This window comes from Cryobacterium suzukii (genome assembly GCF_004403185.1).
Classification (GTDB): domain Bacteria; phylum Actinomycetota; class Actinomycetes; order Actinomycetales; family Microbacteriaceae; genus Cryobacterium; species Cryobacterium suzukii.
Genome location: NZ_SOHJ01000003.1, coordinates 21,424 through 38,841, shown reverse-complemented (window position 1 = coordinate 38,841; position 17,418 = coordinate 21,424). Strand labels below are relative to the sequence as shown.

The following is a 17,418-nucleotide window of genomic DNA, read 5'->3' as shown; positions in this document are numbered from 1 at the left end:
GACACTCCGCCATTGTCACCCAAACGTGGGATGGGCGTTGCCGGCTGTTCACTCCCGACAAATACGCTCAATGCGTTCTCATCCATCGACTCAGAAGGATTGACATGATCAAGAAGATTGCAACTGGCGCTGTATTCGTCTCTTTGCTGCTCAGCCTCGGAAGTGCTGCCCACGCAGATCCGGCTGGCCCTCAGGCGGGTCCCGGCGACCACGAGAAGGGTGCGTTCGCATTTGAGCCCCTCGCCGCATCCGCCTACGGTCAGGCCAGCAGCGACTGGACCGTGCCGTACCTTGTGCCGGCCGGTTTCACCCAGACCCTGGTGAAGGACGAGACCGTGCTCGACGTTTACCCCGGCGTCGATGACCTGCACGATATGAATACCCAGAATGAGACCGGCCGCGAAGCCGGACGCTATCTGTACAACACCTACGAGGTTGGCGAGAACGGCGCTGTTGCCGTCACCGATTTGAAGACGGGCAAAGCCTCGGTCATCGCCCAGCGGGCCGACTGGAATCGTCTGGACGGCATCCGTTGGACGACGTGGGGCTCCCTACTGATTACCGAGGAAACGGCCGGTGGCAAGGTCTACGAGCTCTTCTTCGATGAGAAGGACCTCACCAAGGTCGTCAGGATCGAGGAGCGGACCGCGCTCGGCGTGTTGCGCCACGAGGGCATCGATGTGGACAAGGACGGCAACGTCTACGTCATCGACGAGCTCAACGGTGGCTCCATCTACAAGTTCGTACCCACCAGCACGGGCGACCTGGCGGCGGGCCAGCTCTACGCTCTCAAGCTGACCGGGCTGGCCGATGCCGACCAGCTCTGGAACTCGGGCACCTTCGCGAACAAGGTCGGTGCCTTCACCTGGGTTGCCCTCGACCAGAACCAGGTTCAAACGGATGCCGATGTCGCGTCGAACGCCGTCATCGCGACCGAGTTCGGTCGCCCCGAAGACGTCGAGATCATCGACCACACACTGTACGTGGCCAATACTTCGGAAGACCGCGTCATCGCCATCGACCTGAAGAAGGCCGTGCTCAGCACCTTCGTGCAGTCCGGGGTCAATGTTCCGGTCGAGAATAAGGCCGCAGCGGTCACGGGATTCAACAACCCCGACAACCTGGCCGAGGGCCCCGATGGCGCACTGTGGATCGTTGAGGACAACAACTTCAGCGATGTCTATCGGGCCAGCGCGCGCACCAACACGGTCGGTAACTCCACAAGCGTTGAGCTCTTCGCTTCGTTGACGGACCAAGGCGCCGAGACGACCGGCATCTACTTCGGTAAGAACCCGAGGGAGCTCTTCGTGAGCGTGCAGCACCCCGACAAGGTGCTCGCCGACGGCATCTGGAAGATCAGCAAGCGCTAGGTTCAGCTTGGTAGTGACGCGCCGCCCGGCAGCCGCTTCGGCGCCTGGCGGCGCGTTCGTCTACGCCGGCCCGGCCAGCCGCCGGGAAATTGTGGCCGCTACCATGAAGCCATGGCTATTGTTCCTGACATGTCTGACTGGACCTGGGTGCTCGAACGCCCCTGCCCCGACTGTGGATTTCGAGCGAGCGCGGTGGACGTTGAGAACTTGCCGGGCCTGATTCGTGAGAACGCCGCAGTGTGGCCTGCCGTGCTGGCGCGAGCGGATGTCGCGGTGCGGCCAAATGATCACACCTGGTCGCCGCTGGAATACGCGGCCCATGTGCGCGATGTCTGTCGCCTGTTCGATGAGCGCTTGCGCGTTGTTCTCGACCAGGACGACCCCCTACTCGCCAACTGGGATCAGGACGCCACCGCGATAGAGGAGCGGTACGACCTGCAAGATCCGGCAACCGTTGGCGTTGAGCTCGAGGCCGCAGCCCAACGCGTTGCCGATAGCTTTGCGGCTGTGCCAGAGGATTCCCGCCAGCGCACCGTCCGCCGCAGCGACGGTCCGTCGTTCACCGTGGTGACGCTGGGAGCATATTTTCTACACGACATCGTGCACCACCGGCACGACGTTGGCGCTGACTAGACAACTTTGTAGGGTCAGGCAGCCGGCCCGGCTTTTTCGGAGCGGATGACGGGAATCGAACCCGCGCTATCAGCTTGGGAAGCTGAAGTTCTACCATTGAACTACATCCGCGTGCCCGACCGTGGATGAACAACAATCGGAACGGTGCCAGCATATCAACCCCGCGCGGCTAGGCTGGCACCGTGCTGCTCTCCGATCGCGATATCAAGGCTGAACTCGACGCTGGACGAATCGGTTTGGAGCCGCTGGACCCCGCCATGATCCAGCCGTCGAGCGTTGATGTGCGTCTCGACCGTCTGTTTCGGCTGTTTGACAACCACAAGTACGCCTACATCGATCCGGCCGAGGATCAGCCCGAGCTGACCCACCTCATCGAGACCAAGCCCGATGAGCCGTTTATCCTGCACCCGGGCGAGTTCGTGCTCGGCGCCACCTACGAGCAGGTCACCCTTCCGGACAATGTGGCGGCTCGCCTCGAGGGTAAGAGTTCCCTTGGTCGTCTCGGGCTGCTCACCCACTCGACGGCCGGGTTCATCGACCCGGGCTTCTCTGGCCACGTCACGCTCGAGCTCAGCAACGTGGCGACGCTGCCGATCAAACTCTGGCCCGGAATGAAGATCGGCCAGCTGTGTTTCTTCCAACTCAGCTCTCCGGCTGAAAAACCCTACGGCTCCAGTGAATACGGCTCCCGGTACCAGGGCCAGCGCGGCCCGACTGCTTCGCGCTCGTTTCAAAACTTTCACCGCACCTCCATCGATCGCTGAGGGATCGGATCGGACGCCTGCGGGCCGAGCAAACGTAGTACGTCGAACGTGACCTAACGTCGGGTAAAATCCGGGTATGACCTCCATGCCGACCCGATTCGACGAGGCGCTCATCGCGCACGGCCCAACACCGGAATACCCCGGACGCATGCGCCGCTTCGGCCAGATGGTCGGTTCCTGGGCCGCGAAGGGCTCCCGACTCGACGAAACCACCAATGAATGGATCACACGCGACTTCATCTGGATGGTTGAATTCATCCTCGACGGCCGGGCCGTGCAAGACGTCGAGATCGTCGCGAGCACGACGCATCCGTCTGGGTTTGAAACCGTCGCCACGACGGTGCGCGTCTATGACCCGTTCGCCGGAGCCTGGCGCGTGAGCTACTTCGCCCCGGCACTGGGCGAATACTGTCAGCTGGTCGCCACGCCGTACCGGCACGGCGTGCGGCAGGAAGGCACCCGCACCGACGGCCGCCCAATCCGGTGGAACTTCACCGCCATCACCCCAGACAGCTACAAATGGGAAGGTTGGGTCTCCGGCGACGAGGGCGCCACCTGGCAACTCACCGAACACAACGAGGCCACCCGCATCCGCTGAGAGACGGATGCTGATGGCCTCGTTGTGCAGGCGGCCTACAGGGCGAACTTGAACCCGAGATCGTCGGGGTAGTCGCCGAGTGCGGTGAGATTCGTGGCTGCGGCTTGCAGGGCGGCAAGGGTCAGGGCGAGGGTGCCAGGGCCGAAGCTGACTCGGCTGATGCCGAGCTCGGCGAGGCGCTTGAGGGGAACGAGTCCGGGCGCGCCGATGACGGAGATTTTACCGTTGACCTGCTCGATCGCGCGCGACACCTTGTCTTCGTCTGTGAGGCCGAGGAAGAAGATGAGGTCGGCTCCGGCTCCGAGGTAGGCGTTGGCGCGGGCGACGGCTTCATCCCAATCGCCGCCGCCGGCGAGGGTGTCGACGCGGGCGTTGATCACCAGCGGAATGCCGCTCTGGTCGGCTCCGGCACGGGCCGCGGCCACGCGGGCGGCGGCGGTCTCGATGTCGAACTGCGGGGCCTTTGAAGCGCCGACAGAGTCTTCGAGGTTGATGCCGACGATGCCGGATTCTTCGATCAGGCGACGCACGTTGCGGGTCACGCCGAGGGCATCCGGTGCGTAGCCCTTCTCGAAGTCGGCTGAGACCGGAAGGTCGACGGCGCCGGCGATGATCGTGGCGGCGATGATGGCCTCGTCGAGCGAGAGTCCCTCGCCGTCTTGCAGACCACGCACGTTCGAGATGGAGTGGCTCGCCGTGGCGAGGGCCTTGACCCCGGGGGCATCAGCCACGATCTTGGCGGTGATGGCATCCCACACGTTGGTCACGATGAGGGGCTCGCCCGGTACGTGCAGCGAGAGCAGGAGTTCGGCTTTCTGGAGCTGGGTAAGAGTCATGCGTTTGAGTCTGTCCGGCTTCCGCTCACTAAGCGAGGGGACAGCCTTATTTCAGCGGATACTCAGGCAAAGGCCGGTTGTCGCCCAGCCGACGGCGCGTCGTCGTTCGGCGCGCCAGCTGCGGGTGAGCGCGCCAGCTGTAAGTGGCGCGCTCACCGATTACGGGCGCGCCGATACTTTCCGGCGCAGGGGTGAGGGGCCCTCGCTAGCGGATCTGCTGCTGCCGTGCAGTGACCGGGATCAGCAGCAGCAGGCCCAGAAGCAGCACGAGCATGATGCCAAGAATGCCCCAATAGGTGGCGCCGAAGATCGACACGAAAACCGCGAAGGCAGTCGGGGCCAGAAAGCTGACCGCGCGACCGGTCGTCGCGTAGAGCCCGAAGACTTCGCCCTCGCGGCCGAGGGGAATAAGCCGTGCCAGAAAGGTGCGGCTGGCCGATTGGGCCGGGCCCACGAACAGGCAGAGCGCGAGGCCGGCCGTCCAAAAGACGATCTGGCCGCCATCGTGCAGCAGAAACACGAGCATCCCGCTCACCAACAGGCCGATGAGTGCGGTCACGATCACCGGTTTCGCACCGAGACGGTCATCGAGCACCCCCACCGCCATGGTGGCGATGCCGGCGACCACATTGGCGGCGATTGCGAAAATGATCACCTCTCCCGGAGAGAATCCGAAAACGGATGCCGCGAGCACTCCTCCGAAGGTGAAGACGCCGGCCAGGCCGTCCCGAAAAACGGCACTCGCCAACAGAAAGTAGACGGTAGGGCGGCTGGTGCTCCAGAGGTGCTTGATGTCGCGGGTGAGAACGACATAGCTCTGCAAAAAGCCGATCTTCTCGCGGCGCATGGCCGCGGGAGCCCGATATTCGGGCACCCGCAGCAGCACCGGCAACGCGAAGAGTGCGAACCAGACGGCGGCAACGAGCATGGTGACGCGCACTGCCAGGCCGTTCTCGCTGGTCACACCGAATAATCCCACCTCGGGAGCGATGAAACCGAAGTAGACGATGAGTAGCAGCACGATCCCGCCGAGGTAGCCCATGCCCCACCCAAACCCGCTGACCTTGCCGATGCTGCGAGGGGTGGATACCTGGCTGAGCATCGCGTTGTAATTGACGCCCGCGAATTCGAAGAAGACGTTGCCCGCAGCGAGCAGAACCAGCCCAAGCATCAGATAGCTGGGGCTGGCCTCGACGAAGAACATGGCCGTGGTGAGGCCGACGACCACGAAGGTATTGGTACCCAGCCAGAATTTACGCCGCCCCGAGGTGTCGGATCGTTGCCCGGTGATCGGGGCGAGCACGGCCACCAGAAGTCCGGCAATGGCGAGTGCCCAGCCCAATTGCGCGGAGATGACGTCTTCGTCGCCGAACGACGAGCCGGTGATGTACACGCTAAAGACGAACGTTGTGACGACCGCGTTGAACGCTGCCGATCCCCAGTCCCAGAACGCCCAGGCCACCACCCGACCACGCGTTGGAGGGGCACCCGCGTCTACGGCGACAGTCTCGGTCATGTGCACAATCTACTGCCCGGCGGTAAACATCGGGATTCGCCGCTTTGCAGCATCCGTTTCTTGAAGTTGAGTCACTCACACTCAACTTTCAGCCGCAGAAATTGACAGGGATGCGACGGCGCTGGAATACTTGAGCCATCGAGGCTCAAGTCTTGAGATTACTTAGTAGTTCGTTTCGCACCTGATTGAAGGAGAACAACCCACATGGCTCGTGCAGTAGGTATTGACCTCGGAACCACCAACTCTGTGGTGGCCGTGCTCGAAGGTGGAGAACCCACCGTCATCGCCAACGCTGAAGGCTTGCGCACCACCCCCTCGGTGGTCGCGTTCACCAAGGACGGCGAGGTTCTCGTCGGAGAAACCGCCAAGCGTCAGAACGTCACCAACGTCGACCGCACCATCTCCAGCGTCAAGCGCCACATGGGCACCGACTGGAACGTCGCCATCGACGACAAGAAGTACACCCCGCAGGAGATTTCCGCGCGCATTCTTGCCAAGCTCAAGCGTGACGCCGAACAGTACCTGGGCGAGAAGGTCACCGACGCCGTCGTGACCGTGCCCGCGTACTTCAACGACGCCGAGCGCCAGGCCACCAAGGAGGCCGGTGAGATCGCCGGACTTAACGTGCTGCGCATCATCAACGAGCCCACCGCCGCCGCGCTGGCCTACGGCCTCGACAAGGGCAAGGAAGACGAGCTCATCCTGGTCTTCGACCTCGGAGGCGGAACCTTTGACGTGTCGCTGCTCGAGGTGGGCAAGGACGACGACTTCTCCACCATCCAGGTGCGCTCGACCGCCGGCGATAACCGCCTCGGCGGAGACGACTGGGACCAGCGCATCGTTGATCACCTGATCAAGCGCTTCAAGGAAACCACCGGCGTTGACGTGTCCAAGGATAAGATCGCCAAGCAGCGCCTTAAGGAAGCCGCTGAGCAGGCCAAGAAGGAACTCTCCTCGAGCATGTCGACGAGCATCCAGCTGCCCTACCTGTCGCTGACCGAAAACGGCCCGGCCAACCTCGACGAGACGCTCACCCGCGCCCAGTTCGAGAAGATGACCGAAGACCTGCTCGACCGCACCAAGAAGCCTTTCCAGGACGTCATCCGTGAGGCCGGCGTCAAGGTCGGCGACATCGCCCACGTCGTTCTCGTTGGTGGTTCCACCCGCATGCCCGCCGTGTACGAGCTCGTCAAGAGCGAGACCGGCGGCAAGGACCCGAACAAGGGCGTCAACCCGGACGAGGTCGTCGCCGTCGGTGCCGCGCTGCAGGCCGGCGTGCTGAAGGGCGAGCGCAAGGACGTTCTGCTCATCGACGTCACCCCGCTGAGCCTCGGCATCGAAACCAAGGGCGGCATCATGACGCGCCTGATCGAGCGCAACACGGCCATCCCGACCAAGCGCAGCGAAACCTTCACCACGGCCGACGACAACCAGCCGTCCGTGGCGATTCAGGTCTTCCAGGGAGAGCGTGAGTTCACCCGCGACAACAAGAACCTCGGAACCTTCGAGCTGACCGGCATCGCGCCGGCACCGCGCGGCATCCCGCAGGTCGAGGTCACCTTCGACATCGACGCCAACGGCATCGTGCATGTGTCCGCCAAGGACAAGGGCACCGGCACCGAGCAGTCGATGACCATCACGGGCGGATCCTCGCTCGCGAAGGAAGACATCGAGCGCATGGTGCGCGAGGGTGAAGAGCACGCCGCTGAAGACAAGCGCCTGCGCGAAGTCGCCGAGACCCGCAACACGGCCGAGCAGCTCGCCTACTCGATCGAGAAGCTGATCAAGGACAACGTCGACAAGCTGCCCGAAGACGTGAAGAATGAGGTGCAGGCCGACGTCGACGCCCTCAAGTCCGCTCTCGCCGGCGACGACGACGACGCGGTGAAGACCGCGTTCGACAAGCTCAACGAAAGCCAGGGCAAGCTCGGCGAAGCCATCTACAAGTCCAGCCAGGCGGATGCCGCAGCCGGCTCCGACGAGGCCGGTACCGACGAGACTCCCGCCGAGGAGAACAAGGACGAAGACGTTGTCGACGCCGAGGTTGTCGACGACGACGAAGACGACAAGAAGAAGTAGGCCGCAACTATGGCTGACAAGAAGCATCCAGACAACGACGCGTCCGCTGCGGGGGTGCCGGATGACGGCACCGCAGCAGCGGGCGCGCCCGCGCCCGATGACGCAACGCCCGACGCAGCATCCGCTGCCGACGCTGATGCCTCGGCCGACGGGATCGAAGAAGACGAACTGACCGTTCAGGACATTCTGGACGCGGCGGAACGCGAAGTTGCGGAGCCGACGAGCGAACACCTCGCCGACCTCAAGCGCGTCACGGCCGAGTACGCCAACTACCGTCGGCGTACCGAAGCCAACCGCGCCATCGAGAAAGAGCGCGTGACCGGGGATATCGTCAAGATTCTTATCCCGGTCCTCGATGACATCTATCGGGCGGAGAAGCACGGCGACCTTGTGCCCGACTCGGCCTTCGCCACGATCGCGGCCAAGCTGCGTTCGAGCGTTGAGCGTCTCGGACTCACCTCGTTCGGTGCGGTCGGCGACCCGTTCGACCCGACCATGCACGAGGCGATCTTCCAACAGCCCAGTGCGGCCGTCGACACCGAGACCGTCGGCGACGTCGCGGAGACGGGGTACTACCTCGGCTCTACGCTGCTGCGCGCGGCCAAGGTCGTCGTTCAGGTACCGAGCGATGGCTAGCCAGGACTGGTTCGACAAAGACTTCTACAAGGTTCTCGGGGTATCGAAAGATGTCACGCCGGCCGAATTGAAGAAGGCGTACCGCAAGCTCGCTCGCAAGTACCACCCGGACTCCAACCCCGGCAACCCCGCCGCTGAGGCGAAGTTCAAGGAACTGAGCGAGGCGCATTCAGTGCTGAACGATGCCGCCCAGCGCAAGGAATATGACGCCGTCCGGGCCATGGGCAGCGGGGCGCGGTTCGCCGCGCCCGGCGGCCGGGCTCAGAGTGGCGGCTTCGAGGATGCTTTCGGAGGCATGTTCGGCGGCGGAAGCCGCCAACAGAGTTATACCTTCGAGCAGGGCGGTTTCGACGATATCCTCGGGGGTATGTTCGGCAGAGGTGGCGGCGGCGGGGGCGGTTTCGGCAACCCCACCGGCGGCTACCGCGGGTCGGGCGCACCGACGCGCGGGCGCGACGTGATCGCTTCGACGACCATCGACTTCATCACCGCCACGCAGGGTGACCAGATCAGCCTGCAAACCCAGGATGGTCGACCGATCAAGGTCAAGGTTCCGGCCGGAGTCGCCGACGGGCAGAAGATTCGTCTGCGCGGTAAAGGCCAGTCCAGCCCCGACGGCGGAGAATCGGGCGATATCGTGCTGACGATCACCGTGCGCAAGCATCCGGTGTTCGACCGGGACGGCCTCAACCTGCGGGTGACCGTACCGGTCACTTTCGTCGAGGCGAGCCTCGGTGCGACGATCGAGGTGCCCACACTCGGCGGCAGCCCCGTCAAACTGCGCGTTGCCCCCGGTACTCCCAGTGGCCGCGTGCTGCGGGTCAAGGGTCGCGGCGTCGCCACGGCCAAGGGCACGGGCGACCTGCTCGCCGTCGTGCAGGTCGCTGTGCCGTCACACCTGTCGAAGGATGCGGAAGAGAAACTCGCAGCCTTCGCCGCATCACTGCCTAAGGAAAACCCGCGCGATGAACTGATCGCTCGGGCCAAGGGCTGATTATGGACGAGACCACCCGGGTTTTCGTGATTTCCACGGCCGCTGAGCTTGCGGGCATGCACCCGCAAACCCTGCGCCAATACGATCGCCTGGGCCTCGTCAGCCCGGAACGCACCCCCGGCAAGAGCCGTCGTTACTCCATGCTCGACGTGGCAAAGCTCCGTGAAATTGCGGAACTGGGGTCTGAAGGTGTGAGTTTGGAAGGCATCCGTCGTATCCTCGAACTCGAGGATCACGTGCGCGGGCTCGAAAATCGCCTGCGCGAGTTGGAATCGACGCTCGCCGACGAACTACTGAACCGACCGGGCCGCCGCGTTTTCGCGGCTGGCTCGGCCGGCGATGTTATTTCGATGAAGGCGGGCACCCGCACCAGGCGCAGCAACCAGATTGTCATCTGGCGGCAGCCCAGACCATAGTCAGTTATAGGTAACAAGCTTCACGTTTCTGTTTCACAGCACGAACTGGTTGCACCAGCACCACTTTCAGGGGGAACCATGTCCGAATCGGGCACGCACGACCAGTCCGCGCCGCGGAACACCATCGCCGGCACCACAGCGAAGACGCAGTCGAAGGGCGCCGACGACAACGTGAACGAATTTGATTTCGACCGCTTGCGCCGTCGCCCCGACATCGAGGCGGAGAACCTGTTCGCCGTCGACGCGAGTGATCGTCTCATTCTCGATGAGGCCGCTGGCGCGCTTGCCGCGTACCGTTCCGGTGGCGTCGTCGTGCTCGAGGATCGCTACGGCGCCCTGACCCTCGGCGCCGCTGCCCTGCACAATGCCCGCGGTATCCGGGTCTATCAGGACGCGCTCTCGGGCGAATACGCGCTCGACAGCAATGCCTCCGGCGTCAACCTGACGGATGCCTACCGGTCACTGCCGCTCGGCGAAGAACTGCTGAAAGACGCCCATGTCGTGCTGCTTCAGCTGCCGAAGAGCCTCGACGCGCTCGACGAGATCGCCGGCGCGATCGCCAAGTACGCCGCCCCGGACGTAATCGTCTTTGCCGGCGGCCGCATCAAGCACATGACCGTGAGCATGAATGAGGTGCTGCGGCGCCACTTCGGTGCACTCAACGTGCGCCCGGCCCGCCAGAAGTCCCGCGTGCTCATTGCCTCGTCGCCACTGGCCGTATCTACGACCGACTGGCCGCACAGCGAACGGCACGACGACTTCGACCTCACCGTGCGCGGCCACGGTGGCGTCTTCGCCGGCACCAGCATCGACATCGGCACCCGGGCGCTGCTCGAGGTGCTCGACCGGATGAAGCCCGACGCCGAGCGTGCCATTGACCTGGGCTGCGGCACCGGAGTGCTCGCTGCGGCATTGGCTGCCCAGCGCCCGCTGCTGCAGGTACTCGCGACGGATCAGTCGGCCGTGGCCGTCGCATCCGCTCGCGCGACCGTCGACGCCAACGCCCTCGCCAATCGCGTCACCGTGGTGCGCGCCGATGGCCTGTCTGGCCAGGCGGATGACTCCGCCGACCTAATTCTGCTCAACCCGCCGTTTCATATTGGAGCGTCGGTGCATGCGGGCCTCGCTGAGAAGCTCTTCATCGACGCGGCGCGCGTGCTCGCACCGGGCGGCGAACTGTGGACCGTGTGGAACACCCACCTCGGCTACCGACCGATGCTCACCCGCATCGTCGGTTCGACCCGTCAGGTTGGCCGCAACACCAAATTCACCGTGACGGTGTCGACCGGCCGCTAGGGCCGACCGCCCTGAGTCAAGCGCGCACGAGCGGAGCGCCGTTCAGCACGTCGAGCTGCCACGCGGCCCCGCCATCGGCGTGAGCGTGGTGGTGCTGCACGAGGTTGAGTGAAGCGTTATTGATGCTGCCGATGGGATGGTCGAGCGCGTGCTCGAGGCTCAGTCGAATGAGTGTGCCGTGTGCCACGACGATGATGCGGGCACCGGGATGCTGCTCGGCCAACTGCCGCAACGCAGCGGTCCCGCGCGCCGCGACGGCCGCCTCGGTCTCAGCGCCGTGGAAGCCGCCCGGAAAACGCAGGGCGTCGAGCTCGGCTCCCGCGCTGAGACCCTCGGCGGGCCCGTAGTCGCGCTCGATCAGCTCCGGAACACGCCGGGCGGTGTCGAGTCCCAGTTGCGCACCGATCAGGTCGGCGGTTTCGGCCGCGCGGGACAGCGGGGACGAGACGATGAAATCCCAGTCGTAGCGTTTCAGGGGGGCGACGGCATCCGCTGCTTGGCCGCGCCCCACGTCGTTGAGCGGAATGTCGGTGGCGCCCTGGATGCGCGCGGCGGCGTTCCAATCGGTCTGGCCGTGGCGGATGAGGGCGAAGGTCGTCGTCGTGGTCACTCGTCTATTCTGCCTTGGCCGACTGGGAGTGCGCGGCGGGCCGAAATGTGGACTTTCCGTTCCGGCGCAGCCCAAGCCATCCGGGCCAGGTCTGTGATTGCCCAGCCCATCAGCGCGACGAGCAGCGCATTGCGCGCCGTCAGCAGCACCAGGGAGAACAGGTCGCCGTCGATGAGCGGCAGGTAGAAAATGGGAAAGATTAGGGTCGTCAGGCCGGAGATAACCAGCGTCAGCACGGCGGGCACTCGCCACTCAGCCCAGCTTCGGCCGACACCGACCGCGACCACCGGCACGAGCCACAACATGTATTGCGGTGAACCGACCTTGTTGAAGACGATGAACGCGCTGACCAGGGCGAGGGCTCCGAGCAGCAGCAGTCGGGCGGCATCCGCTCGCCGATGCTGGGCAATGAGCATCAGCACGAAAATCGACGCGATGGCGCCAAACATGACCGGTGTCATCAGGGAAGCGACCAGGTCGGTGCCGGGTCCGCTCACCTCACGGGTGGCGATGGCAAAATTCTCGTAGATGACCGTGCCGTGGTGACCGAGCGTGGCCAGCCACACCCACGGAGTGGTGATGGGCGCCTCGAGTTGCAGGGCACGGTCAGACTGTTCGGTGACGAAACCGGTGAGAAATTGCAGGCCCCCCACAAGCCAGACGAATGCCGCCACCCCCGCCGAGACGGCCGCCCCGGTGAGTACCACCGTGCGGCGGCGAGGCGATACGGTGACCACCGCGAGGAACACGGCGGCTGGCCAGACCTTGATCCAGGTGGCGAGGGTCAGCACGACCGCGGCGACGACCGGCCGGCGCGCGAGCAGCACGAGTGCGACGATGACGAGCGGTGCCGTGAGTCCTTCCAGTCGCAGCAACCCGACCGGGCTCAGCAGAAACGACGCGAACAGCCAGTACCAGGCCGATTTGAAGCCGCTGCGGCGGCGTCCCCAATCGGTGAGCGCTCCGACCGCGACGGCATTTAACGCGGTGGTCAGTAGAAACCAGAGGAGTTGGTAGAGCAGCGGACCGGCGATACCAGCGAATGCGATCGGCAGCATGGCGCCGATTGGGTACACCCACTCGGTATCGATACCCTGCCAGACGCCGTGCTCCAGGCCGAGGTCAGCCCAGGCGCGGTACAGCGGAAGGTCGCCGAGTACTCCGCCGGTCAGGATGGTGGGCAGCAGGGCGAACAGGAACACCGCGTGCAGACCGAGAAAACCGAGCGCGAGGGTGCGTGGGCGTTGCAGCGTGAGGCGGCGAGCCGGGGTGAGCGTGCGAGCCAGACGGGCGTCGACCCGATCGAAAATGGTGGACATGGGACCGTTTCTGCAGTGTGCGACGTGGTGCAGTCGCGTGCAGTCTAGGGGTGCCGGATGAACTGTTGGTGTCGCCTCAGGCCAGCAGTTCGCGAATGTCGGCGGCGGTCAGGGCGGTGCCCTGCGGTGCACCGTCGGTCATGACGCTTTCGAACAGTCGGGCCTTGGTGGCTTTGAGGGCCATGACCTTTTCTTCGATGGTGTCTTTGGACACCAGCCGGTACACCATGACGTTCTTGGTCTGGCCGATGCGGTGCACGCGGTCGACGGCCTGGGCTTCGGTGGCCGGGTTCCACCACGGGTCGAGCAGAATGACGTAGTCAGCTTCGGTGAGGTTGAGGCCGAATCCACCGGCCTTGAGGCTGATCAGAAAGACGGAGCTCGAGCCCTCTTTGAAGTCGCTGATGGCCTTGGCCCGGTTGCGGGTCTTGCCGTCGAGGTAGGAATAGCTGATTCCGGCGGCGTCGAGCCGATCCCGCGCCTTGCCAAGGTACTGGGTGAACTGGCTGAAGATGAGGGTTCGGTGACCCTCGGCAACGGTGTCTTCCAGCAGCTCCAGCAGGGCGTCGAGCTTGGTCGAGGGAACACTGTCGTACTTTTTGTCGTACAGGCTTGCGTCCAGGCTGAGCTGGCGCAGCATGGTGAGTGAGCGAAAAATCTCGAACCGGTTCGCGTTCATGTCCTCGATCAGGCCGAGCACCTTCTGCCGTTCCCGCGCAAGGTGCATGTCGTAGACCTTGCGGTGTCTCGGGTGCAGGTCGAGTTCGAGCACCTGCTCCTGCTTCTCGGGCAGGTCGCTGGCCACTTCGGCCTTCGTGCGTCGCAGCATGAAGGGACGGATGCGGCGGCGCAGCTGCGCGAGCCGGTCGGCGTCGGCATCCGTTTCAATGGGCTTGCGGTAGTAGTCGGCGAAGCGGCTCGGGCTCGGGAACAGGCCGGGCGCCGTGATGGACAGCAGCGACCACAGCTCCATCAGGTTGTTTTCCATCGGGGTGCCGGTGATGGCGAGCTTGAACGGGGTGCGCAGACGGCGGGCGCAGACGTGCGCCTTGCTCTGGTGGTTCTTCACGAACTGGGCCTCGTCGAGCAGCAGCCCGGCCCAGTCGTGCGCGTTGTACTCCTCGAAGTCGAGGCGGAAGAGCGTGTAGGAGGTGATCACAACATCCGCTTCACCCATCACGTCAGCCAGGCTGGAGCCGCGCTTGCCGGCGGTCTGGGTGATGGCGACCGTCTTCAGGTCGGGCGCGAACCGGGCACACTCCGTGGCCCAGTTGGAGACGACGCTCGTGGGAGCGACCACGAGAAAGGGCTTGCGGGCCGCTGCCGGCTCGGCGCGTTGGCTGTCCCGGGCGTGGGCGATCAGTGCGATCGCCTGGAGTGTCTTGCCGAGGCCCATATCGTCGGCGAGCACGCCGCCGAGCTGGTGGTCGTAGAGAAAACTGAGCCAGTCGAATCCGGTCTGCTGGTAAGCACGCAGGGTGGCGTGCACGGCCGGCGGTAGCGGGCGTTCGGCGATGGGGGTGGCCTCGGCCGAGCCTTGCAGTGCGGCGAGACCCTCGACGGCGCTGCGCCAGGACGCGGCCTGCTCGGCGACGACTCCGAGCAATTGCAGTTCGTCCCACAGGTCGGCCTGAAAGCGACTGAGGCCGAGCGTACCGGCGTTGCTCTCTTGCAGGCCGCGCGCCTCTTCGATCAGGCGCCGAAGCTGCTGGAGCTCGGGTCGGTCGAGGCTGAAGTACGTGCCGCTGTCGAGGATCATTAGGTCCTGGTCGGTGGCCAGCGCCCGAAAGAGGTCGTCGAAGGGGATGTCTTCGCCCTCGATCGTCACGGTGACGGCGAGGTCGAACCAGTCGCGATTGGAGGTGCTTTCGGTGGTGGCGAGGCTGATCACGGGCGCTTCGTCGGCTTCGCGGTAGCTGGGGGCGTCGGCCGAGACCTGCACGACAATGCCGGCCGCCTCGAGTTTCGGCACGGCCTCGCCGAGAAACGTGATCATGACGGCGCTGCGAAGCTCCGACTGTTCGAGCAGCCGGGCCGGGCTGATCGGCGTGGCGGGTTGCCAGAGCCCCGTGAACGAGGCGATCTCGCGGTCGACCGCTTGCAGCGTGTCGTGTTCGCGGGTCAGGTCGCGAAAGCGGGTGTCGCCGGGCGTCGGGCGCAGCGGGTGGCGGTACAGCACGGGGGCCGGTTCGACGGCGTCCATACTGATCGCGTCCGGCCCTGGGGCGGTGCCCGATTCGGTGGGGGCGACGTAGTGCCATTCCCAGGCGACGGTGATGCGGGCATCCGTTTGGTGGGTGATCGTCAACGCCAGCTGGGGTCGGGCCGTTCTGGGCAGCTCGAACGAGGCGTCGTGGCTGGTCAGGGTCAATTTTTGCTGCAGAAACGGGTAGTAATCGGAGAGGAAGGCCGGCTCGTCGTCGGCCGGAATGTCAAAGCCCCCGGTGACAGCGAGCGCGCGGATCTCAGAGCTGACCTGCACATTCAGCGGTGCGAGAACGAGCTGCTGGCCGGTCGCGAGCGGGTCAGCGGGGCTGGTGAACGTGTAGGCGCCGTGCGCTGGGTCGCCAATGAAGCCGAATTCGGCGCCGCGGTGTAGCTGTTCGCCCAGCATGAGCAGCGGGGTCAGTTGCAGGCCCTCGTCGTCGCGGCGAATATTCAACTCGAGCGCGGCCGGCGTGGGCGAGAGCAGAACGGGATTCTGGGCATCCGTTGCGTAGACCATCGGTAGCCCGCTCAATTGTGCTTCGTGCAGCAGGTCCCAGAGGGCCTTATTTTCGAAGTTGTCGAGGTAGAGCCAGTGGTCGGTGTAGCTGTAATAACGCTGGCCGGTGGCCGAGAGTGCGTAGAGGGCGTTGAGAATTTTGCGGTGGCCGCGGTTGTAGGTGCCGGGGGTCCAGGACAGGTTGTCCCAGGTGAGGGAGCCTCGAATCCACTTGCCCTTCTTGCCCATCACCATGGGGCGTGCGCCGAGACGGCGGGGTCCTGTGCGTCGGTTGGGGCTGTAGGCGGGGTCGAGCAGGTCGAACTGTAGCGCGAGCGCCGTACTCGTGACGGTGTCGCCGGCAGTCGCCTTGGCGATCGGCGCCAGGGCGGCGCGCCAGGCAGGAACCGGCGGGCGAATGGGAACGACCGGTGCCGGGGTGGACGGCTGATACGCCCCCGGCACGAAAGTCGATTCGAACACCGGGGTGCGGCGGTCGCCGATGGCCCGCACGTTCGAGGCGGCGCGCTCGGCGTTCAACTCGGTGGGCGTGCCGCGGCTGGCCAGAAGCAAGGCGGCGACGTGCTTGCAGTTGCTGCCCATGGGGCAGGTGCAGGTTCCGCTGGCCCTCACCGCCTGGCCGGCGGCATTGAGTGTGAACGAAACAAGCACGGTGTACGGCTGTGGGCTGGTGCCACTCACTCGACCGGTGAGGTGTGTTCCCGACGGGGCCCAGGACTGTTCGATGACGTGCCCGTTTCGGGCGTACCGTTCACCGCGCGAGAACGACTGGCTGCCGACGATGCGGGCGATCTCGTGAGTGCTGAGGGAATGGGCCATAGGTGAGGGAGCTCCGTAAGAAAAAGGGACCAACCTCTATTGTCTCACGGGCGGCTGCCCGGCCCGGCGCTGATGCCGCCGCTCTGGCGGCACTCGTCGGAGACGGTGGCACTCCTAACCAGGGGTGCCCCGAACTCTAACGAGTGCCGAGACAATGGCGGATGCCGGTTAGCCAGCGGGTGAGGGAGTGGCAGCGGCGGTGGCCTGCAGCAGCGCGAGGGCCTGCGCTTCAATATGGGTCTGCAGCACGATCACGCTCGACGAGCGCACGACCGTCTGCGTTGCGACGATCAGGTCGAGAACGCGCTGCACGTCGGCGTTCGACCGGGCGACGACCCGGGCCAGCATGTCGCTGTCGCCGGAGACCGTGTGCAGTTCGAGGATCTCGGGAATCTTTGCGAGGGCCGCTACGACAACGGCGTGGCCGGAATCCTGCCGCACGGTGAGTGAGCAGTAGGCGGTAACCGGATAACCGAACTCACTCGGGTTGAGCATGGGCGCCCACGATTTGATCACCCCGCGGCTCATCAGGCGGTCGAGGCGGGCCTGCACCGTGGCCCGCGCGACCTTCAGCCGCCGCGAGGCCTCGAGTACCGAGAGCTTGGGCCGTTCGCAAAACAGGGTGACGAGGCGGGAATCCAATGGATCGACATCCATGGGCGGGACCTTTCGTGTGCCGGCGGAGCTGCGTTGCTGCGCCGCTTTGCCGAACAGCGTTGTGTACCAATTGTATGGTGCCTGGTGCAAAGATCACACAAATTTTCGCAAACTGTGCACTCTAATTAGTCACTGTGGCAGACGCTCGGC

General features: G+C 64.7%; 15 protein-coding genes and 1 tRNA gene. 9 read left to right on the top strand and 7 right to left on the bottom strand.

Annotation, left to right across the window (positions count from 1 at the left end; all coding sequences use genetic code 11):
• Positions 1-104: 104 nt before the first annotated feature.
• Both E3T39_RS03325 and E3T39_RS03320 read left to right on the top strand, forming a co-directional pair.
• Entirely contained in the window at positions 105-1,370 is a 1,266-nt protein-coding gene (locus E3T39_RS03325) for an alkaline phosphatase PhoX (protein ID WP_134513335.1), read from the top strand.
• 111 nt (positions 1,371-1,481) lie between these two features.
• A complete protein-coding gene (locus tag E3T39_RS03320) occupies positions 1,482-2,003 on the top strand; it encodes a DinB family protein (RefSeq protein ID WP_134513334.1) in 522 nt (173 codons plus the stop codon).
• Between the two features lie 40 nt (positions 2,004-2,043).
• Here E3T39_RS03320 and E3T39_RS03315 read toward each other — a convergent pair.
• A tRNA-Gly gene (locus E3T39_RS03315) sits at positions 2,044-2,114 on the bottom strand.
• A gap of 71 nt (positions 2,115-2,185) precedes the next feature.
• On the opposite strand from E3T39_RS03315, the gene dcd reads away from it, so the two are divergent.
• Positions 2,186-2,767, top strand: coding sequence for a dCTP deaminase (gene dcd, locus E3T39_RS03310; RefSeq protein WP_134513333.1), 582 nt, complete (start codon positions 2,186-2,188; stop codon positions 2,765-2,767).
• A gap of 76 nt (positions 2,768-2,843) precedes the next feature.
• Positions 2,844-3,365 carry a hypothetical protein gene (locus E3T39_RS03305; protein WP_134513332.1) on the top strand — a complete coding sequence of 174 codons (522 nt, stop codon included), beginning with the start codon at positions 2,844-2,846 and terminating at the stop codon, positions 3,363-3,365.
• Positions 3,366-3,400: 35 nt separating this feature from the next.
• Here the strand turns inward: E3T39_RS03305 and E3T39_RS03300 are convergent, their stop codons facing one another.
• Together E3T39_RS03300 and E3T39_RS03295 are read right to left on the bottom strand one after the other, a co-directional pair.
• The gene (locus E3T39_RS03300) at positions 3,401-4,201 is read right to left on the bottom strand and encodes an isocitrate lyase/PEP mutase family protein (protein ID WP_134513331.1); all 801 of its coding nucleotides are present in this window, start codon (positions 4,199-4,201) and stop codon (positions 3,401-3,403) included.
• Between the two features lie 205 nt (positions 4,202-4,406).
• On the bottom strand, positions 4,407-5,717 hold the full coding sequence (locus E3T39_RS03295; protein ID WP_134513330.1) for an MFS transporter: 1,311 nt from the start codon (positions 5,715-5,717) through the stop codon (positions 4,407-4,409).
• Between the two features lie 204 nt (positions 5,718-5,921).
• On the opposite strand from E3T39_RS03295, the gene dnaK reads away from it, so the two are divergent.
• The 5 genes from dnaK (at position 5,922) to E3T39_RS03270 (ending at position 11,138) form a co-directional block, all read left to right on the top strand.
• Positions 5,922-7,796, top strand: coding sequence for a molecular chaperone DnaK (gene dnaK / locus E3T39_RS03290; protein ID WP_134513329.1), 1,875 nt, complete (start codon positions 5,922-5,924; stop codon positions 7,794-7,796).
• Positions 7,797-7,805: 9 nt separating this feature from the next.
• Positions 7,806-8,432 carry a nucleotide exchange factor GrpE gene (locus tag E3T39_RS03285; protein ID WP_134513328.1) on the top strand — a complete coding sequence of 209 codons (627 nt, stop codon included), beginning with the start codon at positions 7,806-7,808 and terminating at the stop codon, positions 8,430-8,432.
• The gene (locus E3T39_RS03280; protein WP_134513327.1) at positions 8,425-9,426 is read left to right on the top strand and encodes a DnaJ C-terminal domain-containing protein; all 1,002 of its coding nucleotides are present in this window, start codon (positions 8,425-8,427) and stop codon (positions 9,424-9,426) included. The genes E3T39_RS03285 and E3T39_RS03280 overlap by 8 nt, the downstream gene beginning before the upstream one ends.
• 2 nt (positions 9,427-9,428) lie before the next feature.
• A complete protein-coding gene (locus tag E3T39_RS03275) occupies positions 9,429-9,842 on the top strand; it encodes a heat shock protein transcriptional repressor HspR (protein WP_104191711.1) in 414 nt (137 codons plus the stop codon).
• 171 nt (positions 9,843-10,013) lie between these two features.
• Positions 10,014-11,138, top strand: coding sequence for a class I SAM-dependent methyltransferase (locus E3T39_RS03270; RefSeq protein WP_241979509.1), 1,125 nt, complete (start codon positions 10,014-10,016; stop codon positions 11,136-11,138).
• A 16-nt stretch (positions 11,139-11,154) separates the two neighbouring features.
• Here E3T39_RS03270 and E3T39_RS03265 read toward each other — a convergent pair whose 3' ends face one another.
• From E3T39_RS03265 to E3T39_RS03250, 4 genes are all read right to left on the bottom strand, one after another.
• Positions 11,155-11,748, bottom strand: a complete 594-nt coding sequence (locus E3T39_RS03265; RefSeq protein ID WP_134513325.1) for a histidine phosphatase family protein — start codon at positions 11,746-11,748, stop codon at positions 11,155-11,157.
• Positions 11,745-13,067 (bottom strand): glycosyltransferase 87 family protein, encoded by a 1,323-nt coding sequence (locus tag E3T39_RS03260; protein ID WP_134513324.1) that lies wholly within the window; start codon positions 13,065-13,067, stop codon positions 11,745-11,747. Before E3T39_RS03260 ends, E3T39_RS03265 begins: the two co-directional genes overlap by 4 nt.
• 76 nt (positions 13,068-13,143) lie before the next feature.
• Positions 13,144-16,611: a DEAD/DEAH box helicase gene (locus E3T39_RS03255; protein ID WP_134513323.1), complete on the bottom strand. Its 3,468-nt coding sequence runs from the start codon at positions 16,609-16,611 to the stop codon at positions 13,144-13,146.
• A 168-nt stretch (positions 16,612-16,779) separates the two neighbouring features.
• Positions 16,780-17,268, bottom strand: a complete 489-nt coding sequence (locus E3T39_RS03250; protein ID WP_134513322.1) for an Lrp/AsnC family transcriptional regulator — start codon at positions 17,266-17,268, stop codon at positions 16,780-16,782.
• Positions 17,269-17,418 lie beyond the last annotated feature (150 nt).